This is a genomic window from Streptomyces sp. A012304 (genome assembly GCF_026008495.1).
GTDB lineage: Bacteria > Actinomycetota > Actinomycetes > Streptomycetales > Streptomycetaceae > Streptomyces.
This window is the reverse complement of the sequence record NZ_BQUN01000031.1, coordinates 42417-67361: the sequence shown is the minus strand read 5'-3', so window position 1 is coordinate 67361 and position 24945 is coordinate 42417. Positions and strand designations below refer to the sequence as shown.

The following is a 24945-nucleotide window of genomic DNA, read 5'->3' as shown; positions in this document are numbered from 1 at the left end:
TGCGGAGAACCATTGCTTGGGAAGGGGGCACGGGCGGATGTCGGTGGGCACGGGCGGCGGGCCGGACGACCGGCTGACGCCGGTCCTGCGGGCGGTGCGGGCCGGGAACGGCTTCGAGGAGGCCCTGGAGCAGATCCTTCAGGTCGTCCGGCTGGGCCTGGTGCCGGCCGGGGAGCGGCTGCCCGCCGAGCGGGACCTGGCGGAGCGGCTGGGGATCAGCCGGGTGACGCTGCGCGAGGTGCTGAAGGTGCTCCAGGACCAGGGGCTGGTGGAGGCCCGCCGGGGCCGCTACGGCGGAACGTTTGTGCTGCCGCGCGCGGAGGTCGGCGGCGAGGACGAGCTGCGGCGCCGGGTCGCCGAGGTGGACATCGAGGACGTACTGCGGTTCCGGGAGGTGCTGGAGGTGGGCGCGGCGGGGCTGTGCGCGGCGCACGGCCTGACCGACGGACAGGCCGGCCGGCTGCGCGAGGCGCTGGCCCGCACCGGGGACGCGCCGCCGACCGAGTACCGCCGCCTGGACACGATGCTGCACCTCACCCTGGCCGAGCTGTGCGGCTCGCCGTCGCTGACCGCCCAGTACGCGGCGGTCCGGGCCACGGTGAACGACCTGCTGGACTGCATACCGCTGCTGGTGCGCAACCTGGAGCACTCGCAGCGCCAGCACACCGCCCTGGTGGAGGCGGTGCTCGACGGGGACGCGGACGGGGCGCGGGAGATGATGCGCGAGCACTGCGCGGGGACGGCGGCGCTGCTCAGGGGGTTCTTGACGTGAGGCGCCGGCGTGTTCAATGGTTCGGAAGGAGTCCATTCTCGGGGTGGGAGGTCGGGGCATGGCGGGCGTGACGGGCAGGCCGCTGATCGGCGTCAGCACGTATCTGGAGGCCGGGACGCGCTGGGGCGTGTGGGAACTGGACGCGGCGCTGCTGCCGGCCGGGTATCCGCGGCTGGTGCAGCGGGCCGGCGGGCTCGCCGCGATGCTCCCGCCGGACGCGCCGGAGCACGCGGCGGCGGCCGTGGCGCGGCTGGACGGCCTGGTGATCGCGGGCGGTCCCGACGTGGAGCCGGTCCGCTACGGCGCCGAGCGCGACCCCCGCACCGGGCCGCCGGCGGCGGAGCGGGACGCGTGGGAACTTGCCCTGATCGAGGCGGCGCTGGCCGCGGGTGTCCCGCTGCTCGGGATCTGCCGGGGCATGCAGCTGCTGAACGTCGCCCTCGGCGGCACGCTCTTGCAGCACCTCGACGGACATGTCGAGGTCGTGGGCGTCTTCGGCAGCCACCCCGTGAAGCCGGTCCCGGGGACGCGGTACGCCGAGCTGGTCCCGGAGGAGACCTCCGTGCCGACCTACCACCACCAGGCGGTGGACCGCCTCGGCACCGGCCTCGTCGCGGCGGCCCACGCGGCGGACGGCACGGTGGAGGCGGTCGAACTGCCATCCGCCTCCGGGTGGGTGCTGGGGGTGCAGTGGCATCCGGAGATGGGCGAGGACGTACGGGTGATGCGCGCCCTGGTCACGGCGGCCGGCGCGACGACCTAGGCCCCGCGCCGACAACGCCGGTCCCCGCCTCCGGGCCCCACGCGCGCGACAGCGCTCCGCGCCGGGCCCCTCGTCACCTCCGAACAGGCCCCGCGCACTCCCTTGCCGGGGCCCCACACGCACGCCGAGCGCGGCAAGCGCCTCCATGGCCAACCCGACAATGGCGACAGCGGCGACAGCGGCGACCTGCTCCGGCCCGGCGTCACCAGCGGCGATCCCAGATCACCCCCGCGTCAGCGGCGGCGGCCCCGGATCAGCCCCGCGTCACCGGCACGATCCCTGATGAGCCTCGCGTCGGCGACAGCGTTCCCCGGTCAGCCCCGCGTCAACGACAGCAGTTCGCGGGCCGGGCCCGCCGGGCGGTGGCCGGTGGGCCAGACCGCTCGCAGGTCGCGGGCCAGGCGGACGCCCTCGACCGGCACGCGCACCAGACGCCGCAGCGCCAGTTCGTCCCCCACCGCCAGTTCGCTCAGCACCGCCGGTCCCGCGCCGCCGACCGCCGCCGCCTTCACCGCCGTGGTCGAGGACAGTTCGATCAGCGGGCGGGCCAGCCCGCCGAGCGCGGCGTCCAGGACCTGCCGCGTCCCCGAGCCCTTCTCCCGCAGGATCAGCGGCGTCGACGCCAGCTCGGAGGCGGCCAGCGCCCGCCGCCGCCGTACCCATGGGTGGCCGGGTGCGACGACGACGATCAGGCGGTCGTGGGCGACGACCACCGAGTCCAGGCCCGACGGCACGGTGAGGCCCTCCACGAACCCCAGGTCGGCCTCCCCCGACAGCAGCCGCTCCGCCACCGCCGCCGAGTTGCCCGCGTGCAGCGACACCGCCGTGTCGGGGCGCTCGGCGCGCAGCGCGAGCAGCCAGCCGGGCAGCAGATACTCGGCGATGGTCATGCTCGCCGCCACCCGCAGCCGGGAGTCCCGCCGGTCCCGCAGTGCCTGCGCGCCGGCGTCGAAGGCCTCGGCCGCCTCGACGATGCGCCGCGCCCAGTCCGTGACCAGCGCGCCGGCGTCGGTGAGCCGGGAGCCGCGCGGCGAGCGGTCCACGAGCGCCACGCCGAGCTGGCGTTCCATGGAGCGGACGCGGCTGCTGGCGGCCGGCTGGGTGATGCCCAGTTCGCGCGCGGCGGCGCCGAGGCTGCCGAGCCGGGCCACGGCCAGCAGCAGCTCCAGCGCGCCGAGGTCGGGGACGCGATGCGCGAGCGATCCCGGCGCGTCCGCCGCACCCGTCGGACGCGCCTGCGGCTCCAGTTCCTTGCCCATAAGGCGAGTTTATGCCCCCATAGAGACATAGTCCCTGGTCGGGGGCGTGCGGCCCCGGGACGGTGGGGGCATGGTCACCGCAGCGCAGCCCCTGTCCGCCCTGCCCCGCCCGCGCGTCGCCGCCGTGCGCCACCTCGGCCCGAACTGGTACGCCACCGTCATGGGCACCGCCGTGGTCGCCACGGCGGGCGCGGCGCTCCCCCTCCGCGTCCCGGGGCTGCGCCCGCTGTGCACGGCCGTCTGGGCGCTGTCCCTGCTCGTGCTGGTGGCCCTGTTCGCCGCCCGTGCCCTGCACTGGCTGCACCACCGCGACCAGGCCCGTGCCCACCTCCTCGACCCGGCGACCGTCCCGTTCTACGGCTGCCTGGCGATGGCGCTGGTCGCGGTCGGCGGCGGGGCGCTCGCCGTCGGGCGGGACTTGATCGGCATCGAGGCGGCCGTCGCCCTGGACGCGGTGTTGTTCTGCGCCGGTACGGCCGTCGGGCTGGCGGCCGCCGTGGCCGTGCCGTACCTGATGGCCGTACGGCTCCGGGTCGAGGCGGGGCAGGCCACGCCGGTGTGGCTGCTGCCGCTGGTCGCGCCGATGGTGTCGGCCGCGTCGGGCCCGCGTCTGGTGCCCCATCTGCCGGACGGGCAGCCGCGGCAGACCCTGCTGCTGGCGTGCTTCGCGCTGTTCGGGCTGAGTCTGCTCGCCACGCTGGTGATGCTGCCGCTCGTCTTCGGCCGGCTGGTCACCTCCGGCCCGCTGCCGCTCGCGCTGACGCCCACGCTGTTCCTGGTGCTGGGCCCTCTCGGGCAGTCCACCACCGCCGTGGGGACGTTCGCGGAGGTCGCCCCGGGGGTGGTGCCCGCGCCGGACAGCCGTGGCTTCGCGGCCCTCGCCGTGCTGTACGGGGTGCCGGTCATGGGGTTCGCGCTGCTGTGGCTGTGCCTGGCCGGCGCCCATGTGGTGCGCGCCCGCCGGCACGGCATGCGGTTCACGATGACGTGGTGGGCGTTCACCTTCCCCGTCGGCACCTGCGTGACCGGCGCCGAGTCCCTGGCCCGGCACACCGGGCTGGCCGCCTGCGCGGTCCTGGCCACCGGTCTGTACGTCGTGCTCGTGGCCGCCTGGGCGGTCGCCGCCGGGCACACCGTGCGCGGGCTGGTCAGCGGAGAGCTGCTCGCAGCGCCCCGGCCAGCACCCGTGGCGCCTCGGCGAGCGACGGTCCGTACCACGTCAGGTGCCGTCCGCTGACGAGCGCGCAGGGCAGGCCGGGGAAGGCCTCGGGGCCGTCGTCGGGGCTGAAGCGGTAGGGCTCGTCGGGCAGGACGACCAGGCCGGCGCCGGCCACGCGCAGCTCCTCCAGCGGGACCTTGGGGTACCGGTCGTCGTGGCCGGCGTAGAGGTGGTCGACGCCCAGGCGGGCCAGGACGTCCCCGGCGAAGGTGTCCCGGCCCAGCACCATCCACGGGCGGCGCCAGATCGGCACCACGGCCGTCGTACGGTGCGCGGGGCTCGGGAGCGCCGTCCAGGCCGCCTCGGCCTCGTCCAGCCAGCGCGGGCGGGCGCGGGCGCCGCAGGCGTCGAGCACCCGGGCCAGCTCGCGGAAGGCCTGCGGCACGTCCCTGACCTCGGTGACCAGCACCTCGGCGCCCGCCGCGCGCAGGGCGGCGAGGTCGGGCGCACGGTTCTCCTCCTCGTTGGCGACCACCAGGTCGGGGGCGAGGGCGAGGATCCGGTCGACCTTCGGGTTCTTGGTGCCGCCCACACGGATGACGTCGAGGTCCGCCGGGTGGGCGCACCAGTCGGTGGCCGCGACCAGCGCGCCGGGCACGGAGACGGCGATCGCCTCGGTCAGCGACGGGACGAGGGAGACGACGCGCACTACCGCTTCCGGTTCCGGACCGCCTCGATGTGCTCGGCGACCGCCACGACGACCACCCGGGTGTCCGGCACGGTCGCCCGCCAGCGGTGGCGGACCCCGCCGGTGAGGTAGAGCGTGTCGCCGCGGCCGAGACGGTAGGCGCGGCCCTCCGCCTCGATCTCCACGGCGCCGTCGGCGACGTACATCAGCTGGTCGTTGCGGTACTGGAACTCACGGCCCGCGTCATGGTCGCCGGTGAACTCCGAGGCGTGCATCTGATGGTGGCCGCGTACCAGGGAGCGGGAGCGCGGCTCGGGACCGGGCTCGGTGATCTCGGCGCGCACCACGTCGACGCTGCACGCCGGGTCGGCGGCGGCGAGGAGTTCGACGGCGGTGGTGCGCAGGGCGTCGGCGACCTTCTCCAGGGAACTGGTGCTGGGCCGGGCCCGGTCGTTCTCGATCTGGCTGAGGAACGGCACGGACAGGCCGCTGCGTTCGGCCACGACGGCGAGGGTGAGCTCCAGGGACCGGCGCCGCCGCCGGACGGCCGCGCCCACCCGAAGGGGCTGTTCTTTGTGGTCGCCCATCGCTCCGGTTCCCTCCTTCGCTCGTCGCTGCCGCTGCCCTGCCGCCCGCTGTCCGGGTTCCCGCCGCGGGGGCACGTCCTCTGATGAGTTCTCTGCACCCTACGCATGTTCGGCAAACCGTTTCATGTGCCCGTCACAAGGAGGACACCTGGCGTCACACATGACCTGACAGTTCACGCCAGTCGATCATCCCCAAGGGGTCGCCGGGCGGTGGTCGGGTCCGCGCGTTCTTACGTTCAATGCGTGCGGCGTCCGGAGTGTTCCCTGCGGGAAGACGCCGGCCCGGGGCATGGGCCTCGCTCTGCGTGGTTGGCCGGATCCTTGCCGTGGTGGAGACGGCACGAGGGGCGGGCCCCGGCGCACGTCGGCGTACGGCGGTGCCCGCCCCTCGTCGGGCGGTGGCGGGACTGTCAGGTCACCCGGCCGCCCGGCTCCGGTGCCCCGGGTCGGCCACCGGGGCCCACTGGTCGACCAGGGTGGGGTTCTCCTTCAGCCAGACCCGGACGGCGTCCTGCTCCTTGCCCTTGCCGGCCTTCTGGATGCGTGCCTCCAGGCCGGTGAGCTGCGCCTCGGTCATCCTGAAGTCCCTGAGCCAGGTGCCGACCTCGGGGTTGTCGGCGGCGAAGCCCTTGCGGGAGAGGGTGTGCACCTGGTCGCCCTTGCCCCAGGCGCCCCGCGGGTCCTTCAGCTTCTTCAGGTCGTACTCGCTGTACGCCCAGTGCGGCGACCAGAGGGTGACGACGATCGGCTCCTTCTTGGAGTACGCGCGCTTGAGTTCGGCGAGCATCGCCGGGGTGGAGCCGTCGACGACCCGGTAGGTGCCGTCGAGGCCGTACTCCTTGAGGACCTTGTCCTTGAGCAGGCCCATCATCCCGGCGCTGGGCTCGATGCCGGTGATCCGGCCCTGGAACGCGGAGGACTTGCTCTTGAGGTCCGCCAGGGAGTTCACGTCCTTCATGTACGCGGGGACGGTGAGCTCCAGGGAGGTGGGTCCGTACCACTGGCCGAGGTCGTCCAGCCGCTTGCCGTACTTCTGCCAGTACTCGGCGTGGGTGGTGGGCAGCCAGGAGTCGGTCTGGAAGTCGACCTGGCCGGTGGCGAGGCCGGTGTAGAGGGGGCCGGCGGCGTACTGGGTGGTCTTCACCTTGAAGCCGCGCCGCTCCAGGAGTTCCTTCCACAGGTAGGTGGAGGCGATGCCCTCGTCCCAGGGGATGTAGCCGATGGTGATCTCCTTGCCCTTGCCGACGTCGGTGGCGGAGGCCTCGGCGGTGCCGGCGTTGGAGCCGAACACGCCCACGCCGCCGGCGACGAGCGCGAGGACGACCACGCCGACCACGGCCACGGCCGCGCGGGGGCGGTACGTCCACACGGTCGTGCGGGCCTTGGCGGCGGCGCGGCGGCCGAGCGGGGAGATACGGGTGCCCAGGGCGCCGGTCATCCGGTCCAGGTAGATGGCGAGGACGACGATGCCGAGGCCCGCCTCGAAGCCGAGGCCGATGTCGAGCTGGCCGATGGCCTCGTTGACGGCGCCGCCGAGGCCGCCGGTGCCGACCATGCCGGCGATGACGACCATCGACAGGCCCAGCATGATGACCTGGTTGACGCCCGCCATGATCGTCGGCAGGGCGAGCGGCAGCTGCACCCGCAGCAGGGTGTCACGGGGCGTCGTACCGAACGCCTCGGCCGCCTCGACGAGTTCGGCGTCGACCTGGCGGATGCCCAGTTCGGTCATCCGTACGCCGGGGGCGAGCGCGAAGATCAGGGTGGCGACGACACCGGCCGGGACGCCCATGCCGAAGAACAGGATCGCCGGGATCAGCAGGACCATCGACGGCATGGTCTGGAGCAGGTCCAGGACCGGGCGGACGATCGCGCTGACCGTCCGGGAGCGGGCGGCCCAGATGCCGAGCGGTACGGAGATCACCAGGGCGATCACCGTGGCGACGAGCACCAGCGACAGGGTGGACATCGCCTCCTCCCACAGGTCGAGGGAGTCGATGAGCGCGAAGCCCGCGAAGCCGAGGACGCCCGCGACCAGACCGCGCAGCCACCAGGCGAGCACCGCGAGGATGCCCGCGAGGAGCAGCGGCTCGGGCGCGGTGAGGGCGGCGTCGATGCCGTCGTACATGCCTTCGACGACCGTCTTGATCGCGTCGAAGAGCCAGGACATGTGGGTGACGAGCCAGTCGACGCCGGAGTCGACCCAGTCGCCGAGGTGGAGCCTAGGCACGGGCGGTCACCTTCCCCTCCGGGTTGTCGCAGGGCACGGGGTCGCCCGTCTCGTCGCCGAGGAAGCCGACCAGCCGCTGCCGCGGCACGACTCCGATGACCCTGTTCGCCTCGTCCACGACCGAGACGCGGTGCGGCAGACGGGCGCTGATCGCGCACAGCTCGGCGAACGGCGTCTCGCGGGTCGCGGTCTCGCAGCCGCAGAGGGGGGCGTCGGCGGTGATGGAGGTGTCCATGACGGCGCCCGCGGTCAGCACGCGGGAGCGGTCGACGTCCTGGATGAAGGAGGCGACGTAGTCGTTGGCCGGGCGGACGAGGATGTCCTCGGCGGTGCCGGTCTGGACGATGCGGCCGTCGCGCATGACGGCGATGCGGTCGCCGAGGCGCATGGCCTCGTTGAGGTCGTGGGTGATGAAGACGATCGTCTTCTTCAGCGTCTGCTGGAGGGTGAGCAGCTGGTCCTGCATGTCGCGGCGGATCAGCGGGTCCAGGGCGCTGAAGGACTCGTCCATCAGCAGCAGGTCCGCGTCGGTGGCGAGGGCGCGGGCCAGTCCCACGCGCTGCTGCATGCCGCCGGACAGCTCGTCCGGCCAGGACTTCTCCCAGCCGGCCAGTCCGCACAGGGCGAGCGCATCGGCGGCGCGCCGCTCGCGCTCGGCGCGCGGGACGCCCTGGACGCACAGGCCGTAGGCGGCGTTGTCGAGGACGCTGCGGTGCGGGAAGAGCGCGAAGTGCTGGAACACCATGCTGATCTTCCTGGCGCGGACCTCGCGCAGTTCACGGTCGGTGAGCGCGGTCAGGTCCTGGCCGTCGAAGAGGACACGTCCCGACGTGGGCTCCAGCAGTCCGTTGAGCATGCGCAGCAGCGTGGACTTGCCGGAGCCGGACAGGCCCATGACGACGAAGATCTGGCCCGGGTTCACGGTGAAGGAGGCGTCGATCACGGCCGCGGTGGTGCCGTCGGCGCGCAGCTCCTCCCGGTCGGCTCCGTCGCGGAGCCGGCCGACTGCCTCGTCCGGTCGTCTGCCGAACACCTTGTAGAGATGTTCGGCCTCAAGCCTGGAGGACACACATACCTTCTCGCATCGGGGGCGGGGGCGGAGGAGTGTCGTGAGCGTCACTAACGGTTGAATATGCAAACGACACCGCTCCGAGGCCGCGCCTTCCCGGGTCCGGATGGGGCAAACGCGCGAGTGGGCCAGTTCACAGGGCCTTCACAGGTGCCACGGGAGTGAATACGCGTGCCTGGGCGTGGGACCCGTGCGGCATGATGCGTGGCGTGACCGGACGACTGATGCTCCTCGACACCGCCTCGCTGTACTTCCGCGCCTACTTCGGCGTCCCGGACTCCGTGAGGGCGCCGGACGGCACGCCGGTGAACGCCGTGCGCGGGCTGCTCGACTTCATCGACCGCCTGGTCAAGGACCACCGGCCCGACGAGCTGGTCGCGTGCATGGACGCCGACTGGCGCCCCGCGTGGCGGGTCGAGCTGATCCCCTCCTACAAGGCGCACCGCGTGGCGGAGGAGCACGCGGTGGGCCCGGACGTGGAGGAGGTGCCGGACACCCTCTCGCCGCAGGTGCCGGTCATCGAGGCCGTGCTGGACGCGCTGGGCATCGCCCGGGTGGGGGTCGCGGGGTACGAGGCGGACGACGTGATCGGCACGTTCACCGCGCGGGCGGCGGGTCCGGTGGACATCGTCACCGGCGACCGCGACCTGTACCAGCTGGTGGACGACGCGCGCGGGGTGCGGGTGCTGTACCCGCTGAAGGGCGTCGGCACCCTGCAGACGACGGACGAGGCGTGGCTGCGCGAGAAGTACGGCGTGGACGGCCGCGGGTACGCGGATCTCGCGCTGCTGCGCGGTGACCCGAGCGACGGGCTGCCGGGGGTGCCCGGCATCGGGGAGAAGACCGCGGCCAAGCTGCTGGCCGAGTTCGGCGATTTGGCCGGGATCGTCGCCGCGGTCGGCGACCCGGGAGCGAGACTCACGCCGGCCCAGCGCAAGCGGCTGGACGAGGCGCGGGGGTACCTCGCCGTCGCGCCGAAGGTGGTCCGGGTCGCCCACGACGTGCCGCTGCCGGAGGTTGTCACGGCGCTGCCGAGGGCGCCGCGGGAACCGGCGGCACTGGAGGAGCTGGCGCGACGCTGGGGGCTGGGCGGGTCGTTGCAGCGGCTGCTGACGACGCTGGCCGAATAGAAAACTCTGAAGCACGCGAGGGGGGAAGAATGCTAACTTAGGTAAACCTAACCAAAGAAGATTGGGAGGACGTCATGGCAGAACGTCCGGCACGGCAGCCGCGGAAGCCCCACTCCGCGCAGGTCGTCCGCACCGAACGGCTGACCCCCCACATGCAGCGCGTCGTCCTCGGCGGGAAGGGGCTGGCCGAGTTCACCGCCGGCACGTGCACCGATCACTACGTCAAGCTGCTGTTCGGCCCGGAGGGCGTGACCTACCCGGAGCCCTTCGACCTGGAGCGGATCCGCGCCGAGTTCCCCCGGGAGCAGTGGCCCGTGACCCGGACCTACACCGTGCGGCACTGGGACGCCGAACACCGTGAGCTGACTCTCGACTTCGTACTCCACGGCGACCAGGGCCTGGCCGGGCCGTGGGCGGCGCGCGTCCAGCCCGGCGAGACCGTGCGCTTCATGGGCCCCGGCGGCGCCTACGCGCCGGACCCCGCCGCCGACTGGCACCTGCTGGCCGGCGACGAGAGCGCCCTGCCCGCCATCGCCGCCGCGCTGGAGTCCCTGCCGTCCGGCGCCGTGGCCCACGCCTTCATCGAGGTGGCCGGCCCCGAGGAGGAGCAGAAGATCGACTCCGACGTGGAGGTCGTGTGGCTGCACCGCGGCGACCGGCCCGTCGGCGAGAAACTCGTCGAGGCCGTACGGGCGTTGGAGTTCCCCGAGGGCCGGCTGCATGCCTTCGTGCACGGCGAGGCGGCCGGTGTGAAGGAACTGCGCCGGCTCCTGCGCGTGGAGCTGGCGATCCCCCGCGAGGACCTGTCCATCTCCGGCTACTGGCGCCTCGGCCACGACGAGGACGGCTGGCAGGCCGCCAAGCGGGAGTGGAACGCCCGGGTGGAGGCGGAACAGGAGGGCGCGGCCCCGGCCGCCTGACGCACCGGGAGCGGCTCGGCACGCGGGCGAGGAGGGCCTGCGCTGGGTGGGCGTCCTCGCGGCGGCGCCGCTCCCCTGCCTCAGTCGCCGCGCACGCGCGCGTGCAGGTGCATGTCGTGCCAGCCGTCCGGGTGGAGGAGTGCGCTGCGCTTGGTGCCCTCCAGCGCGAAACCGCTCTTGACCGCGACACGGCAGGACGCCGCGTTGGCGGTGGCGTGCATCAGCTCCAGGCGGTGGAAGCCGATCTCGTCCAGCGCCCAGCGGGAGAGGGCGGTCGTGGCGCGGGCGGCGACGCCCCGGCCCCGGGCCTCGGCCGTCGTCCAGTAGGCGACCTCGGCCACGCCGTCCGCCAGCACGACGCAGCGCAGCGCCACTCGCCCCAGCAGAACGTCGGTCTCCGCGTCGGTGACGGCCCACTGCGCGTTGTCCTCCTTCGCCCAGGCCGCCCGCCACTCCTCGATCCAGCCGGTGACCTCCGCCACCGACTCCGCGGCCCGGACGTGCCACTGGTGCATCAGCGGGTCCTGGAAGGCCGCGTGGACGGCGGGCGCGTCCTCGGCCCGCCACGGCCGCAGGATCAGTCCGTCGCCGGTGCGGAGCACGGGCTGCGGGGTGCGGGAGAGGGCGCCGGCGGGCAGGACCGGTGAGGTGAGGAAGGGCATGATCCGTATCCTGCCGACCGGGTCCGGCTCGGCCAACGGGTTTTCGCGCCCCCGTAGGCTGGACGCCGATGAGACGCCGCACCCCTCCCCCGCCCTCCCCCCTCCCCCAGCGCGACGGGGTCGACCCGGTCCGGGTGCGGCTGCCGGGCGAGGGCCGCTGGACGACCGTACGGGAGCATCTGCTGGAGCGGTTCGGCGCGGCGCGGGCCGACGTCGTCGAGGGGATGTTCGCGGCGGGGCGGATCGTCGGGGCCGACGGGCGGGCCGTGGCACCGGAGACGGCGTACACGCCCGGGATGTTCGTGTGGTTCCACCGCGAGCGGGCCGAAGAGGAGCAGGTGCCCTTCCCGCTGGAGGTCGTGTACCGCGACGAGCACGTCGTCGTCGCCGACAAGCCGCACTTCCTGGCCACCACCCCGCGCGGCAGCCACGTCACCGAGACCGCCCTGGCGCGGCTGCGGCGGGAGCTGGGGCTGCCCTCGCTCGGCGCCGCCCACCGCCTCGACCGGCTGACCGCCGGACTGGTGCTGTTCACCGTGCGCCCCGAGGAGCGCGGCGCCTACCAGACGCTGTTCCGCGACCGCCGCGTGCGCAAGGTGTACGAGGCCGTCGCGCCGTACGATCCCGGGCTGGACCTGCCGGTCACCGTGCGCAGCCGGATCGTGAAGGAGCGCGGGACGCTGACCGCCCGTGAGGTGCCGGGCGAGCCGAACGCGGTCAGCCGCGTCGAGCTGATCGAGCACCGGCCCGACGGGCTCGCCCGCTACCGGCTGACCCCGCTGACGGGTCAGACACATCAGCTGCGGGTGCACATGACCGCGCTGGGCGTGCCCATCCTGGGCGATCCGCTCTACCCCGAGGTCGCCGCCCCCGTGCCGGCCGGCGACTTCCGGCGCCCGCTGCAACTGCTCGCGCGGGAGCTGGAGTTCACCGATCCGGTCACAGGGACGGCCCACCGGCTGCGCAGCGGACGGACGCTGGCCGCCTGGTCGTCGTACGCCGCGTGGGAGGGGCCCGGCGGCGGAGGCGAGCGCGGTCAGTAGCCCCGCCACCGGGCCAGGAAACGGCGCCAGACCTTGGGCCGGCGGCGCCGGGGCTCCGCGTCCGGCCGGCCGCGCGGCGTGGCCCGCGGGCCGGGCTCACCGGCCGTCGCCTCGGCGGCGGACGGCGCGGGCCCTGCCGCCGGGGCTGTGCCGGTCGTGGACCCGGTCGCCGCCGACGCCGCCGCGGAGGTGCCGGTCGCGGCCCCGGTCGGCCCGGCGGCGGCCGGCGGTTCGGCCATCGGCGTGGGGAAGACGCTTGCCATCCCCATGCCGCCCTGCGGGGCCGCGCCGATGGCCGGCCGGGCCATGACGTCCTGCTGCGCCTTCGGCTCGAACCGCACCGGCAGCTCCACCAGGTGCCGCGAGGCGATCGACGTCGTCCAGCGCAGGTCGTCCTCCTCGCAGTCGAGCTGGACGTCCGGCAGCCGCGTCAGCAGCAGGTCCACACCGACGTCGGCGATGGCGCGACCGATGTCCTGGCCGGGGCACTCGTGCGGGCCGCCGCCGAAGGCGAGGTGGGACCGGTTGCCCTGCATGTTGGCGGCGAGGTCGGGGCGCACCCGCGGGTCGACGTTGCCCGGCGCGGGCGCGAACAGCAGACCGTCGCCCTTGCGGATGGCCTGGCCGCCCAGCTCCGTGTCCTGCTTGGCGAAGTAGGCGAAGACGGTGCTGAACGGCGGCTCGTCCCACAGGGACTGCTCGACCGCCTCGGGAACCGTCATCTGCCCGCCGCTCAGCCGGGCCAGGAACCGCGGGTCGGTGAGGACCATGCGCAGCGCGTTGGACAGCAGGTTGACCGTGGCCTCGTAGGCGGCGAAGAGCACCACCCGCAGGTGCTCACGGACCTCGTCGTCGGTCAGGGCCGCCGGGTCGGTGATGAGGTGGCTGGTGAAGTCGTCCTCGGGCTGGGCGCGGCGGCGGGCGGTGAGCCTGGACAGCGCCTCCATGACGTAGGAGTGGCTGGCGATGGCGGTCTCGGTGCCCTTGAGCGCGTCACGGGCGGCGTGGACCATCCGGTCGCTGTACTCCTCGGGCATGCCGAGGACATGGCACATCACGGACATCGGGAGGTGCTCGGCGAACTGGCCGACGAGCTCGGCCTCGCCCTTCTCGCAGAAGCCGTTGACCAGCTCCTGGGTGGATCGGTAGATGTACCGGCGCAGACTGCGCTGGTTGATGGTCTGCATGGCCGCGGTCACCGCTCCGCGCAGCCGCTTGTGCTCGTCGCCCTCGGCGTGGGAGCAGATGGGCTGCCAGGCGATGTGCGGCATCAGCGGGTGGTCGGGCTTGACCATGCCCTCCCGCAGCGGGGTCCAGGTGCGGCTGTCGCGGCTGTACTGCGAAGGGGTGCGCACCATGTGCAGGTTCTCGGCGTGGCCCAGGACCACCCAGATCGGTACGTCGTCATGGAGCAGGACGGGCGCCACGGGGCCGTGCTGGTCCCGGAGTTCCTCGTAGAGGCTGCTCAGGTCCTCCGCGCCGGGGCCGTAGAGCCGGCGCAGCCCTCCTGGACCGCGGCTGTGCGCGGGGCAGCCGGGGGGCGGATCGAGGGCGAGGTCGTGAAGACCTGTCGTCGTGGGGTGTTCAGGCGTCACAGGTGTCGCTCCGAGACTGGGGGATCCGGTGTCGGGGATGGTGGGTCAGGAGAGGCTGCCGGTCAGGTGCAGGTTCTGAAGGAAGGTGACCAGGGTCGTCAGCACGTCACGGCTGGAGGCACGGCGGCGCACGTCGCACTCCACGATCGGCAGCTCGGGCGGCAGGTCGAGGGCGACGCGCAGGTCCTCCAGCGGGTAACGAGGCCCGTCGGGGAAGGTGTTGACGGCGACCACGAAGGGCACGCCGCGCTCCTCCAGCCGTCCCATGACCTCATAGCTGACCTCCAGGCGGCGGGTGTCGACGAGGACGACGGCGCCCAGCGCTCCTTCGAACAGGCCGTCCCAGAGGAACCAGAAGCGCTCCTGTCCGGGCGTGCCGAACAGGTAGAGCACGATCTGGTCCGTGATGCGGATGCGGCCGAAGTCCATCGCCACGGTGGTGGCGGTCTTGGACTCGGAACCGTAGTTGTCGTCGATCCCGACGCCGGCCTGCGTCATGGTCTCCTCGGTGGTCAGCGGTCTGATCTCGCTGACCGAACCGACCATGGTCGTCTTGCCGACGCCGAAGCCACCGACGATGACGATCTTGGCCGCGGCCTGGACGGTGTGCGGCAGATGGTCCTCGGCCCGTGGGCCGGGGATGGTGTCAGAGTCGTTGAAGTCCATGCATCACCGCTTCGAGGAGGGAACGGTCGGGGAGCTTCTGCCGGACGATCGGGGCGCGCGCCTGCACGAGGTCGGCCGCCAGCATCTCGGTGAGCAGCACCGTCACCACGCTGAACGGCAGGCTGAGGTAGGCGGACACCTCGGCCACCGCCAGCGGGGACTGGCACATCCGCAGGACCGCGATCTGCTCGGGAGTGGCGGAGGTCGGCGGTTCGGCGTGCGCCACGATTAACGTGACCAGGTCGACGGGCGCGCGCTCTCCCTCGCCGCCCGAGATGACGTACAGCCGCTCGACGTCCTTTTCCTTCTTCTCGCCCTGCGCCACGGGTTGCGGGGGCGGCGGAGGCGGGGACGGGGACGGGGGTGCGGGTTGCGCCGGCACTGAGGGCAGGGGGTGTCGCCGCCTGCGTCGCGGAGGCGTCATACGCTCTGCCCGTTCCGCCGGGGCGGGCTGGTGAGATGGGCGCCGATGCGGACCACGAGGTCGCGCATCATGCCGCTCATCCGGCCGGGCTCGCAGCAGACGTCGGCGAGGACCGCCAGGTAGGCGTTGGCGCCGGCGGCCATCAGGTAGAAGTAGCCGCCCTCCATCTCGATGACGACGAGGTTCATCTCGCCCTCGACGCTGTGCATTTCGTCGGCGACGGCGCCCGCGAGGCTCTGCAGGCCGGCGCAGGCGGCGGCGACACGGTCGGCGGCGTCGGGTTCGCCGGCGTAGCGCGCGATGCGCAGTCCGTCGGCCGAGAGCACCACGATCATCTCGATGCCCGGGACTCCGTCGTAGAGCTCCTTGAGCATCCAGTCCAGGTTGGCGCGCTGCTGGATCACGTGAGGTCCCCCTCGTCGTCGGCCTCGTTGGCGGCCTTGTTGTCGGCCTTGTCTTCGATCAGGTGCAGGTATGCGGTGGGATTGCGGGTGAAGTCGGTCGGGTGGACACCCGGGCTGGCCTTCTTGAGGCCCTCCCAGAAGGCCTCGAACGCCAATCCGGGCTCGGACCTCTTCTTCTTGCTCTTCTTCTTGGCGGCATCGGCCTCGATGCGGGCCTTGAACGGGTCGGGGATGCCCTCGCGCTCGGCGCGTTCGGCGGCGGCCGCCTCGGCGTAGCGCTGGTGCAGGGAGACCTTCATCTTGCTGCGGCGCTGCGGCAGGCCCTTTTCGGTCCACTCGGTGATCTCGGGGACGTCGTCCTCCAGCGACACGCCCTCCGGGATGCGCGGGCTGGTGGGGCGGCGCTTCTTCGGCGGGCGCTTCGGGCCCTCGACGGCGTCGTTGAGCGTCATCTGCGGAGTCGCGGTGGCGCCGATGCCGTGCGCGAAGCCGGGTGCCGGGTCGCTGGTCATCATCTCGCTCGGCACGATGAGCACGGCGCGCACACCGCCGTACGCCGACTTGCGCAGCGCCACGTCGAGGTTGTACCTCGTGCACAGGCGGCCGACGACCGCGAGGCCCAGGCGCGGGTGGCCCGCCGCGTCCTGGATGTCGAGGCCCTGCTTGGCCTGCTCCAGCAGGCCCTCGACCCTGGCGCGGCTCTCCTCGCTGAGGCTGACGCCGGCGTCCTCGATCTCGACGGCGATGCCGGTCTGCACCTCGACGGCGTTGACGTGCACCTTGCTCTGCGGGGGCGAGTAGCGGGTGGCGTTGTCGAGGAGTTCGGCGAGCGCGTGGATGAGCGGTTCGGCGGACAGTCCGCGGATGTTGACCTTGGCGATGGAGTCCAGCTGGATCCGGCGGTACTCCAGGATCCGGGACATGGCGCCGCGCAGCACGCTGTACAGCGGGATCGGCCGGGGCCAGCTGCGGCTGGGGCGGCCGCCGCCGAGTACGGCGATGGAGTCGGCGAGGCGGCCGATCATGGCGTTGCCGTGGTCGATGCGCAGCAGGTCGTCGAAGACCTCGGGGTTGCGGCCGTGGTCCTCCTCCATCTCGCGCAGTTCCTTGGCCTGCTGGTGGGCGATGGCCTGGACGCGCCGGGCGACGCTGACGAAGGCGCGGTGGGCGGAATCGCGCAGGGTCTGCTCGTGGTCGATGACGCAGAGCAGCTTGAAGAACAGGTTCTGCTGGCCCTCGGCGATCTCACGGAAGACGGGATCCGTCTTCCTGAGGTGGCGGATCACCTCCTCGGGTCCGGGACCCGAGCGCATCCAGGTCACCGCCTGAGGCACGTACTTCTCGGCGAGGTGGCGGATGTGCTGCTCGTCGAGGGCGACCTTGCGTTCCAGGTAGGCGAGGCGCTGTTCCTTCTCCGCCCGCACGTCGCGCAGCTTGCGGCCCCGGCGCACGGATTCGGTCCCGGCCGCGATCACCAGGAGCGTCCCGAGGGCTCCGCAGACGCCGACGGCGAGCCGGGCCTGCGGCGCCACGAGGGCGACGGCGGCTCCGGTCGCCGCGGCCATCAGTATCGCCGGCAGCACCAGCAGGCGCACATACGCCAGTTCTCGCCTGCCGGGTGGGGACTGAACACTCACCATGTGGGCACCCTCTGTAGGGATCTCTCGGTATCTTCAGAAGATTTGGGAACAAGCGCACGAATTCGCCTCAACCCGGTGCGCCGCGGGCGAGCTTAGTCCCACGGGATCATCGCCGTGTCATATTCGGCAACCGCCTGAATCCGGGCCGACACTTGGAGTAATCTCATCTCCATTTAAACCCTGCGCATACATTCGAACACAGCAGGTGACGGCGAACAGGCATGCGAAAGCGGTTCACCGAGGAGGGTGAACTACGAGGGTGGAGAGTCGCGGTGGGGCTCGGGCCGGATCCCGGCCGCCTTCAACGGCACCTTCGGCCCATGACCGTACGAGGGGCACCTCGGCGGCGGATCAGCGCGCGAGGGCGGGGAGCTGTGTCGACAAGTCGACCGCTCGGAGCGGCGCAGGGCTCAGCACCTCGCCCGACGAGACGCCGGGCGAGGTGCTTCTGAGGGACGGCGCCGGGCGCGATGCGCCTGATGGACGGCCGGGCGCGATGCGCCTGATGGGCGGAAGCCGGGTCCCCGGCTTCCTGTGCCGCTCACCCCACCGACGAGTAGGCGACGACGCCCCGCAGCAGCTGATCGACCGCCTTGCGCGCGGCCTTCGCCACGCTGGATCCCTCCGGCGGAGCCGCCGCGGCGATCTGTCCGAGCACGTCGATGACCTGCTTGCACCACCGCACGAAGTCCCCGGCCGGCATCTCCGCCTCCCGCAGCACCTCGTCGAGCCCCTTCCCGGAGGCCCACATGTACGCCGCCCAGGCGAAGCCGAGATCGGGCTCGCGCTGCCCGACGCCCTCCGTCTGGTTGATCCGGAACTCCTCCTCCAGAGCGTCCAGCCGCCCCCAGAGCCGCACCATCTCGCCGAGCGCGGCCTTCGCCTTGCCCGAGGGCAGCTTCGGCGCCAGCGCGTCGTCGCCGACGCGCGCCTCGTACACCAGGGCCGAGACACAGGCCGCGAGTTCGGCCGGAGCCAGTCCTTCCCAGACGCCGGCCCGCAGGCACTCGCTGGCCAGTAGATCCAGCTCGCCGTACAGCCGGGCCAGGCGCCTGCCGTGCTCGGTGACCTCGTCGCCGCGCAGGTAGTCCAGCTCGGTCAGCAGTGCCACGATCCGGTCGAAGGTCCGGGCGATGGTGTTCGTCCGCCCCTCGATGCGCCGCTCCAACTGCGAGGTGTCCCGCAGCAGCCGGTGGTAGCGCTCGGCCCAGCGGGCGTGGTCCTCACGCTCGGAGCAGCCGTGGCAGGGGTGCGCGCGCAGCGCGCTGCGCAGACGGGCGATCTCCCGGTCGTCGGCGGCCTGGGACCGCTTCTTGCGGGCCCGCTCCGGCGGGATGTGCCCGGCCTTGCTGCGCAGCGCGGACGCCAGGTCGCGGCGGGACTGCGGTGAGCGCGGGTTGAAGGTCTTCGGGATCCGCATCCGCTCCAGCGCCTCGACGGGCACCGGGAAGTCGATCGCGGCGAGCCGCTTGACCTGCCGCTCGGCGGTCAGGACGAGCGGGCGCGGACCGTCGTGGTGGTCGAAGCCCCGGTGGCCGTTGGCCCGGCCCGCCGGCAGGCCCGGGTCAAGCACCAGCGCCAGCCCGGCGTACTTGCCGGTGGGCACATGGATGACGTCCCCCGGCTTCAGCCTCTCCAGCGCCACCGCCGCCTCGGCCCGCCGCTGGGCCGCGCCCTGCTTGGCCAGCTCGGTCTCCCGGTCCTTCAGCTCGCGGCGCAGCCGCGCGTACTCCTCGAAGTCGCCGAGGTGGCAGGTCATGGACGCCTTGTAGCCCTGGAGCCCCTCCTCGTTGCGCTGCACCTGCCGGGAGATGCCGACGACCGAGCGGTCGGCCTGGAACTGCGCGAACGACGTCTCCAGCAGCTCACGCGAGCGGTGCCGCCCGAACTGCTCGACCAGGTTGACCGCCATGTTGTACGACGGCTTGAAGCTGGAGCGCAGCGGATAGGTGCGCGTGCCGGCGAGACCGGCGACCTGATCGGGGTTCATACCGCGCTGCCACAGCACGACGGCGTGTCCCTCGACGTCGATGCCGCGCCGGCCGGCCCGTCCGGTGAGCTGGGTGTACTCGCCGGGGGTGATGTCGGCGTGCTGTTCGCCGTTCCACTTGACGAGTTTCTCCAGCACCACCGAGCGGGCGGGCATGTTGATGCCCAGCGCGAGGGTCTCGGTGGCGAAGACGGCCTTGACCAGGCCCCGCACGAACAGCTCCTCGACGACCTCCTTGAAGGTCGGCAGCATGCCCGCGTGGTGGGCTGCGATGCCCCGCTCCAGGCCTTCCAGCCACTCGTAGTACCCGAGGACGTGCAGGTCCTCCGTGGGGATGGCGGCGGTGCGCTCCTCGACGAGGGAGCGGACCCGCTCGCGCGCCACCTCGTCGTTGAGCCGCAGCCCCGCGTACAGGCACTGCTGGACGGCGGCCTCGCACGCGGCGCGGCTGAAGATGAACGTGATGGCGGGCAACAGGCCCTCGGCATCGAGCCGTTCGATCACCTCGGGCCGGCCCGGCGTCCACACCCGGGAGCGCTGCCGGCGCTCGCGCTCGCGGTCGGCCTCCCGCATCCGGCCGCGCCGGCGGTCCTGGTACGACGGCCTGCTCGCCTCCATGCGGGCCAGGCGCGCGAGGTCGGGGTTGACGGCCTTGCGGTGGCCCTCGCCCTCCTCGAACAGGTCGTACATCCGCCGTCCGGCGAGCACGTGCTGGAACAGCGGCACGGGCCGGTGCTCGGAGACGATCACCTCGGTGTCGCCGCGGACGGTGTCCAGCCAGTCGCCGAACTCCTCGGCGTTGGACACGGTCGCCGACAGCGAGACCAGGGTGACCGACTCGGGGAGGTGGATGATCACCTCTTCCCAGACGGCGCCCCGGAAGCGGTCGGAGAGGTAGTGCACCTCGTCCATCACCACGTAGCCGAGGCCGAGGAGGGTCTGCGAGCCGGCGTACAGCATGTTCCGCAGCACCTCGGTGGTCATCACGACCACCGGGGCGTCGGAGTTGACGCTGTTGTCGCCGGTGAGCAGGCCGACCTTCTCGGCGCCGTAGCGACGGCACAGGTCGGAGTACTTCTGGTTGGACAGCGCCTTGATGGGTGTCGTGTAGAAGCACTTCTTGCCCTGCTGGAGGGCGAGGTGGACGGCGAACTCGCCCACGATCGTCTTGCCCGAGCCGGTGGGTGCGGCCACCAGGACGCCCTTGCCCGCCTCGAGTGCCTGACAGGCCTCGATCTGGAAGGGGTCGAGACCGAAGTCGTACATCTCGCGGAAGGAGGCGAGCGCGGTGGCCTGCTCGGCAGCGCGCCTGCGCGCAGCCGCGTACCGCTCGGCCGGTGAGAGGTCCTCTGTCATCGTGCTTTCGAGCGTACCGGGCTCCACTGACAACAGGACGATCATTATCCGGATCGGATGCTCTCAAACCTGCGTCGGCGCAGCTCACGGACGTGTGACCGGGAGCGCGGCGGGCGCACAGCGGAAGCGGCCGGCGGCGCCATGCGGGCGCCCCGGCCGCGGCCCGCGGTGGGGGTGTCGGTGAGGGTGGGCTCGCCGGTCACGGGGGTGGTCCCGCGAGCCCGGCGGCGTCAGGTCACGTCGTCGTACCCGTTGACCCGTTCCGTGCTGGTCTGCTCCGGCAGGGCGCGGCTCGCGGTCACCGTCTCGACCGCGCCGATGTCCTCGGGGGTGAGGTCCAGCTCGGAGGCCTCGTCGTCGGCGGGGCCCAGGGCGTCACGACGGCGCCTGCGGCGGTCGTTCAGCAGGGAGAAGGCGACGGCGCCGAAGTACAGGATCCAGATGGGTCCGGCGAGCGCCAGCATCGAGACGGGGTCGGTGCTGGGCGTGGCGACGGCGGCGAAGACCGTGATGCCGATGATCATGGCGCGCCACCAGCCGAGCATGCGCTGACCGGTGATGACGCCGGTCAGGTTGAGCATGATCAGCAGCAGCGGGAGCTCGAAGGAGAGACCGAAGACCACGACCATGCGTGTGACGAGCTGCAGCAGATCGTCCAGCGGCAGGAAGTTGTTGACGTCGCTCGGGGTGAACTCGATCAGCACCTTCGCGGTGGTCGGCAACACCATGTAGGCGAAGTAGCCGCCGCCGAGGAAGAGCGGCACACCGGTGCCGACGAAGGCGTAGGCGTACTTCCGCTCGTGCTGGTGCAGGCCCGGCGCGACGAAGGCCCAGAGCTGGTAGAGCCAGACCGGGGAGGCGAACACGATGCCGGCCATCAGGGAGACCTGGAGGGCCAGCGTGAAGGGGGCGAGGAGACCGTTGATCGTGATCCGTGCGCACTGATTGGTGTCGTCGGCCGACTTCAGGTTGTTCGCGATTTCCTCGAACGTCTTCCCGCAGCCGACCGAGTCGAGGATCGGCTTGGTCAGGAAGTTGATGATGTCGTTGTAGAAGAAGGCGGCGACAACCGTCACGAGGACGATGGCGAGCAGCGCCTTCGCGAGCCGGTTGCGAAGCTCACGGAGGTGTTCCGCGAGGGGCATCCGCCCCTCGGGATCCTTCTCCTTAGAATTGCGGGCAGGCTTGAGCAACCCACGTTCCCATCTCGTGCGGCAGGCCGGGGGTCACCGGCCTTGCGTCAGCGCTTGGTCGTGTCCGTCGGCTCGGTGACCGGACGGGAGCTGGTCACGTCGCCGGGGGCGGCCTGAATGGTGCGCTGAGCGGGGGGCTGCTCGCCGGTGTTCGGCGGGCCGGCCGGGGTGGCCGAGTTGCTGCCCTCTTCCTTCATCGCCTTGGCCTCGCTCTTCAGGATGCGCGCGGACTTGCCGAGCGAGCGGGCCATGTCCGGAAGCTTCTTCGCGCCGAACAGCAGGATGATGACGACGAGGATGAGAATGATCTCGGGGGCGCCGAGCCTTCCGAACATAAGTCTTTACCTTCTCACCGAGGCGGCTGGGTGGGGTGCTGTCCGACCGGTCGGACATATGTCCGAACGATCGTGTTGGCAGCGATCGTAACGCTCAGGGGTAAACGTGAGGCAATCCCCTTGCGTACTCCCGGTCAGCGATCCGAGCCTCGTATTCCGGACCGCGACCAGCAGCGTACCTGCCGGACACACCGACGCGGGAGGGCGAAGTGACCCAAACCGCGTGAGGCTCGGGACTCACAGGACCACCGGAGCAGGACTCACAGCGCGTCCACGGCGCGGGCCGCGCTCACCGCGGCCCGCTCCAGGTCCTCGGCGGCCCTGTCGATCCGGCGCGCGGAGTCCGCGACCTGCCGCCCCAGGCGCCGCGCCTCCAGGAAGACCCGGACCGCGAACACCGCGAGAACGGCGAGACCCAGAAAACCCATGGCTACCGCGAACATCGGCCAGAACATGACGCCGAGCCTAGACCCTGCTACGGCGCCGAATGCAGCCGCAGGGTCCTGACGCCACCGCCCGTGAGCAGTTCCACGATCCGCTCGCCGGCCGGCTTGCGGACGGCCGCCCCGCAGTCGGGGCAGGTGAAGGAGTAGAAGGTGGTGCTGCTGGAGGCGCCGATGGCCAGCCGCAGCGCGCTCGCGGCGAGTTCGAACCGCCCCCGGCAGTCCGGGCACCCGGCCCTGAACACCACCGGAGCCACATTCCTCATCCCGGCGAACGCGGAGGCCACGGAGATGCCCCGTCCGCCGGACGACCCCGACTCGCTCAAATCCCCGGCTCCCGCCCGTCGACCCACCCGAACACCTGCTCACCGTGGTCTACGTCGCCGCGCGCGCCCTGGTTCACCGCGGGCGGCAGGCCGCCCGGCCCGCCCTGGCCGACGACGCCGTACGGTATCCCGCCGCCCGTGAGTCCGCTCCCGGGCCCGGTGGGCCGCCTGTCGGCCGGCGTGTCGGGGCCGGTCTCCCGCGCGTCCACGCCGTCGTACGCGGCCAGCGCCTCGCGGGCCGCCTGGCGGGCGCTGGCGGCGAGGGCCTGAGGGGAGACGATCCGCCCGTCACGGCCGAGCCGCAGGGCCAGGCGGCGCAGCGAGGCGGGGTCGGGCGTGCGCAGGGTGATGCGCAGGCCGCCGTCGGGCAGTTCCTCGGCGCTGTCGTGGGGGTAGTACTCGGCGACCCAGCGCCCGCCGGGGCCGACCTCGACCACGACCTCGGGGTCCTCGGCGGCCGGCTGCACCAGCCCCTCCGACAGGTCCCGCAGCTCGATCTCGGGCGGCGCGGCGGGCTCGTCGAGGATCCGGATCTCGGCGACCCGGTCCAGGCGGAAGGTGCGCCGGGCCTCGGAGCGGCGGCACCAGGCCTCGACATAGGTGTGTCCGACGCTGACCAGGCGGATGGGGTCGATCTCGCGCTCGGTGACCTCGTCACGCGCGGGCGAGTAGTAGCGGATCCACAGCCGGCGCCGCTCGGAGATCGCCCGGTCGACGTCGGCGAAGACCCCGCCCTCGGACTCGAAGGTCACCGACAGGCGGGAGCTGGCGCCCGCCGCCTCACCGGCCGCGGCCTCCACCTTGGCGGTGGCCCGCAGCAGGGCCTGCCGGTCGCCCTCGCGCAGCCCCGGCAGGGTCGCCACGGCGCGCGCGGCCACCAGCAGCGCGGTCGCCTCGTCGGCGGCCAGCCGTAGCGGCTCGGCGGCCTCCGCGCCGAGCGCGGCCGGGTTGTGCCACCAGATGCGCTCGCCGTCGGTGTCGATGTCCAGCAGATCGCCGCCGCGGAAGCTGGTGCCGCACATCGGCAGCACGTCGAGGTCCGAGACCAGCTCGTCCTCGGTGATGCCGAAGGCGCGCGCCACGTCCTCGATGCGCGCTCCGGGCCGCTCCCGCAGATACGTCACCAGGGAGAGCATCCGCCGGGTCTGGTCGATCGCGTTCGCCGGCCTGACCGGTTTGCCTGCCACTGTGTCGCTCGCTCCCCCTCAGCCCTTGGCCACGGCCCGCAGCCGGTCGACCACGTCCGCACGCAGCTCGGCGGGCTCCAGGACCACCACGTCCGGCCCGAACTCCACCAGCCAGGCGTCCAGCCCGTGCCCGTACGGAATCTCCAACTCGTCCCAGCCGTCGCCGAGTTCCCGCACGGCGGTGGCCTTCGCCCGCAAGGGGTACCCGGCGTCGGCACGCAGCCGGATCAGCGCGCTGCGGTCGGCGGTCTCCCCCGCCCAGCCGGCGACGGTCTCCCGGACGGTGACGACGTCGGGGACGGGCGCCGTGAAGCCCGTTCCGCGCGAGCGCACCTTGCCGGTGATGCGAGACAGCCGGAACACCCGCTCGGCGCCCCGGTCGCGGTCCCAGCCGGCCAGGTACCAGTGTCCGCGCCAGCACTCCAGCGCCCACGGCTCCACGTGCCGGGGCTCGGGGCGGGCGGCGGTGGCCTTGCGGTAGTCGAAGACCACCGGACGGCGGTCGCGGCAGGCCAGCATCAGCGGCTCGAACGCGGCCTCGTGCACCGGAATGCGGGGCTCGAGCGCGCCGTGCGCCTCGTACGGGTCGACATCCTCGGGCAGTCCGGCCGCCCGCAGCTTCTGCAGGGCACCGCTGGCCGCTCCGGCGAGCCGGGCCTGCTGCCAGACCTTGGCGGCCAGCCCCAGCGCGGCGGCCTCCTCGGCGTCGAGCGTGATGGGCGGGAGGCGGTTGCTGTCACGGCGGGCGAGATAGCCGACCTCGCCGTCCAGGCTCTCCACGGTCTCGATGACGAGCCCCAGCTCGCGCAGATCGTCCTTGTCCCGCTCGAACATGCGGTTGAAGGAGTCGTCGGAGCCGGTCGCGCCGTTCCCCGGCCCGAAGGCCTCGACGTAGGCCTCGATGGAGTCGCGCAGCTCGCGCTTGCTGAGCGGCCGCCGCGTCCCGAGCAGACACAGCGCCAGATTCATCAGCCGCTCGGCCTTGGCAATGGCCATCGACGCCCTTCGCCTTCCTCATGATGCTTCTGACGGATGACCGTACCGCTCCGCGGTGCCCCGGCAAAGCCGAGGGCCCATGCCCGGACAGGCATGGGCCCCAGGTGA

General features: G+C 72.5%; 24 protein-coding genes. 6 read left to right on the top strand and 18 right to left on the bottom strand.

All coding sequences use genetic code 11. The features are described from left to right. Positions 1-37 precede the first annotated feature (37 nt). Both ALMP_RS06850 and ALMP_RS06845 read left to right on the top strand, forming a co-directional pair. Entirely contained in the window at positions 38-772 is a 735-nt protein-coding gene (locus ALMP_RS06850) for a FadR/GntR family transcriptional regulator (RefSeq protein ID WP_264925323.1), read from the top strand. A 67-nt stretch (positions 773-839) separates the two neighbouring features. After that, complete coding sequence (locus ALMP_RS06845) at positions 840-1535, top strand: gamma-glutamyl-gamma-aminobutyrate hydrolase family protein (RefSeq protein WP_264925330.1); 696 nt, start codon at positions 840-842, stop codon at positions 1533-1535. Between the two features lie 314 nt (positions 1536-1849). On the opposite strand, the gene ALMP_RS06840 is transcribed toward ALMP_RS06845, so the two are convergent. Continuing rightward, entirely contained in the window at positions 1850-2794 is a 945-nt protein-coding gene (locus ALMP_RS06840; protein WP_264925322.1) for a LysR family transcriptional regulator, read from the bottom strand. Positions 2795-2864: 70 nt separating this feature from the next. On the opposite strand from ALMP_RS06840, the gene ALMP_RS06835 reads away from it, so the two are divergent. Continuing rightward, positions 2865-4031 (top strand): TDT family transporter, encoded by a 1167-nt coding sequence (locus tag ALMP_RS06835; RefSeq protein ID WP_264925321.1) that lies wholly within the window; start codon positions 2865-2867, stop codon positions 4029-4031. Here the strand turns inward: ALMP_RS06835 and ALMP_RS06830 are convergent. From ALMP_RS06830 to ALMP_RS06815, 4 genes are all read right to left on the bottom strand, one after another. Continuing rightward, positions 3943-4662: a helical backbone metal receptor gene (locus ALMP_RS06830; protein WP_264925320.1), complete on the bottom strand. Its 720-nt coding sequence runs from the start codon at positions 4660-4662 to the stop codon at positions 3943-3945. The genes ALMP_RS06835 and ALMP_RS06830 overlap by 89 nt on opposite strands. After that, positions 4662-5228, bottom strand: coding sequence for a helix-turn-helix domain-containing protein (locus ALMP_RS06825; RefSeq protein ID WP_264925319.1), 567 nt, complete (start codon positions 5226-5228; stop codon positions 4662-4664). Before ALMP_RS06825 ends, ALMP_RS06830 begins: the two co-directional genes overlap by 1 nt. A gap of 415 nt (positions 5229-5643) precedes the next feature. Further along, entirely contained in the window at positions 5644-7458 is a 1815-nt protein-coding gene (locus ALMP_RS06820; RefSeq protein WP_264925318.1) for an ABC transporter permease/substrate binding protein, read from the bottom strand. After that, complete coding sequence (locus ALMP_RS06815; protein WP_264925317.1) at positions 7451-8527, bottom strand: glycine betaine/L-proline ABC transporter ATP-binding protein; 1077 nt, start codon at positions 8525-8527, stop codon at positions 7451-7453. The genes ALMP_RS06820 and ALMP_RS06815 overlap by 8 nt, the downstream gene beginning before the upstream one ends. Before the next feature lie 200 nt (positions 8528-8727). Between ALMP_RS06815 and ALMP_RS06810 the strand changes: the two genes are divergently transcribed. Both ALMP_RS06810 and ALMP_RS06805 read left to right on the top strand, forming a co-directional pair. Then, positions 8728-9657 (top strand): 5'-3' exonuclease, encoded by a 930-nt coding sequence (locus tag ALMP_RS06810; protein ID WP_264925329.1) that lies wholly within the window; start codon positions 8728-8730, stop codon positions 9655-9657. Between the two features lie 74 nt (positions 9658-9731). Then, positions 9732-10577 carry a siderophore-interacting protein gene (locus tag ALMP_RS06805; protein WP_264925316.1) on the top strand — a complete coding sequence of 282 codons (846 nt, stop codon included), beginning with the start codon at positions 9732-9734 and terminating at the stop codon, positions 10575-10577. 80 nt (positions 10578-10657) lie between these two features. On the opposite strand, the gene ALMP_RS06800 is transcribed toward ALMP_RS06805, so the two are convergent. Beyond that, positions 10658-11239: a GNAT family N-acetyltransferase gene (locus ALMP_RS06800; protein WP_264925315.1), complete on the bottom strand. Its 582-nt coding sequence runs from the start codon at positions 11237-11239 to the stop codon at positions 10658-10660. A gap of 68 nt (positions 11240-11307) precedes the next feature. Here ALMP_RS06800 and ALMP_RS06795 point away from each other — a divergent pair, with 68 nt between their 5' ends. Next, complete coding sequence (locus ALMP_RS06795) at positions 11308-12282, top strand: RluA family pseudouridine synthase (RefSeq protein ID WP_264925314.1); 975 nt, start codon at positions 11308-11310, stop codon at positions 12280-12282. Here the strand turns inward: ALMP_RS06795 and ALMP_RS06790 are convergent. The 12 genes from ALMP_RS06790 to ALMP_RS06735 form a co-directional block, all read right to left on the bottom strand. Then, entirely contained in the window at positions 12276-13877 is a 1602-nt protein-coding gene (locus ALMP_RS06790; RefSeq protein WP_264925313.1) for a cytochrome P450, read from the bottom strand. The two genes, ALMP_RS06795 and ALMP_RS06790, sit on opposite strands and share 7 nt — an antisense overlap. Positions 13878-13922: 45 nt before the next feature. Further along, the gene (locus ALMP_RS06785; RefSeq protein ID WP_264925312.1) at positions 13923-14543 is read right to left on the bottom strand and encodes an ATP/GTP-binding protein; all 621 of its coding nucleotides are present in this window, start codon (positions 14541-14543) and stop codon (positions 13923-13925) included. After that, positions 14524-14967 (bottom strand): DUF742 domain-containing protein, encoded by a 444-nt coding sequence (locus tag ALMP_RS06780; protein WP_264925311.1) that lies wholly within the window; start codon positions 14965-14967, stop codon positions 14524-14526. Before ALMP_RS06780 ends, ALMP_RS06785 begins: the two co-directional genes overlap by 20 nt. Continuing rightward, positions 14964-15371, bottom strand: coding sequence for a roadblock/LC7 domain-containing protein (locus ALMP_RS06775; RefSeq protein ID WP_264925310.1), 408 nt, complete (start codon positions 15369-15371; stop codon positions 14964-14966). Before ALMP_RS06775 ends, ALMP_RS06780 begins: the two co-directional genes overlap by 4 nt. After that, positions 15368-17011, bottom strand: coding sequence for an ATP-binding protein (locus ALMP_RS06770; RefSeq protein ID WP_264925309.1), 1644 nt, complete (start codon positions 17009-17011; stop codon positions 15368-15370). The genes ALMP_RS06775 and ALMP_RS06770 overlap by 4 nt, the downstream gene beginning before the upstream one ends. Positions 17012-17552: 541 nt before the next feature. Next, positions 17553-20402 (bottom strand): RNA helicase, encoded by a 2850-nt coding sequence (locus ALMP_RS06765; protein WP_264925308.1) that lies wholly within the window; start codon positions 20400-20402, stop codon positions 17553-17555. Between the two features lie 185 nt (positions 20403-20587). Further along, positions 20588-21550 carry a twin-arginine translocase subunit TatC gene (gene tatC / locus ALMP_RS06760; RefSeq protein WP_264925307.1) on the bottom strand — a complete coding sequence of 321 codons (963 nt, stop codon included), beginning with the start codon at positions 21548-21550 and terminating at the stop codon, positions 20588-20590. 47 nt (positions 21551-21597) lie between these two features. Next, positions 21598-21885 (bottom strand): Sec-independent protein translocase subunit TatA, encoded by a 288-nt coding sequence (gene tatA, locus ALMP_RS06755; protein WP_264925306.1) that lies wholly within the window; start codon positions 21883-21885, stop codon positions 21598-21600. A 260-nt stretch (positions 21886-22145) separates the two neighbouring features. After that, positions 22146-22340, bottom strand: coding sequence for a hypothetical protein (locus ALMP_RS06750; protein ID WP_264925305.1), 195 nt, complete (start codon positions 22338-22340; stop codon positions 22146-22148). Between the two features lie 20 nt (positions 22341-22360). After that, the gene (locus tag ALMP_RS06745; RefSeq protein ID WP_264925304.1) at positions 22361-22654 is read right to left on the bottom strand and encodes a hypothetical protein; all 294 of its coding nucleotides are present in this window, start codon (positions 22652-22654) and stop codon (positions 22361-22363) included. After that, the gene (locus ALMP_RS06740; RefSeq protein WP_264925303.1) at positions 22651-23841 is read right to left on the bottom strand and encodes a YafY family protein; all 1191 of its coding nucleotides are present in this window, start codon (positions 23839-23841) and stop codon (positions 22651-22653) included. The genes ALMP_RS06745 and ALMP_RS06740 overlap by 4 nt, the downstream gene beginning before the upstream one ends. Positions 23842-23859: 18 nt before the next feature. Continuing rightward, entirely contained in the window at positions 23860-24837 is a 978-nt protein-coding gene (locus ALMP_RS06735) for a YafY family protein (protein ID WP_264925302.1), read from the bottom strand. Positions 24838-24945 lie beyond the last annotated feature (108 nt).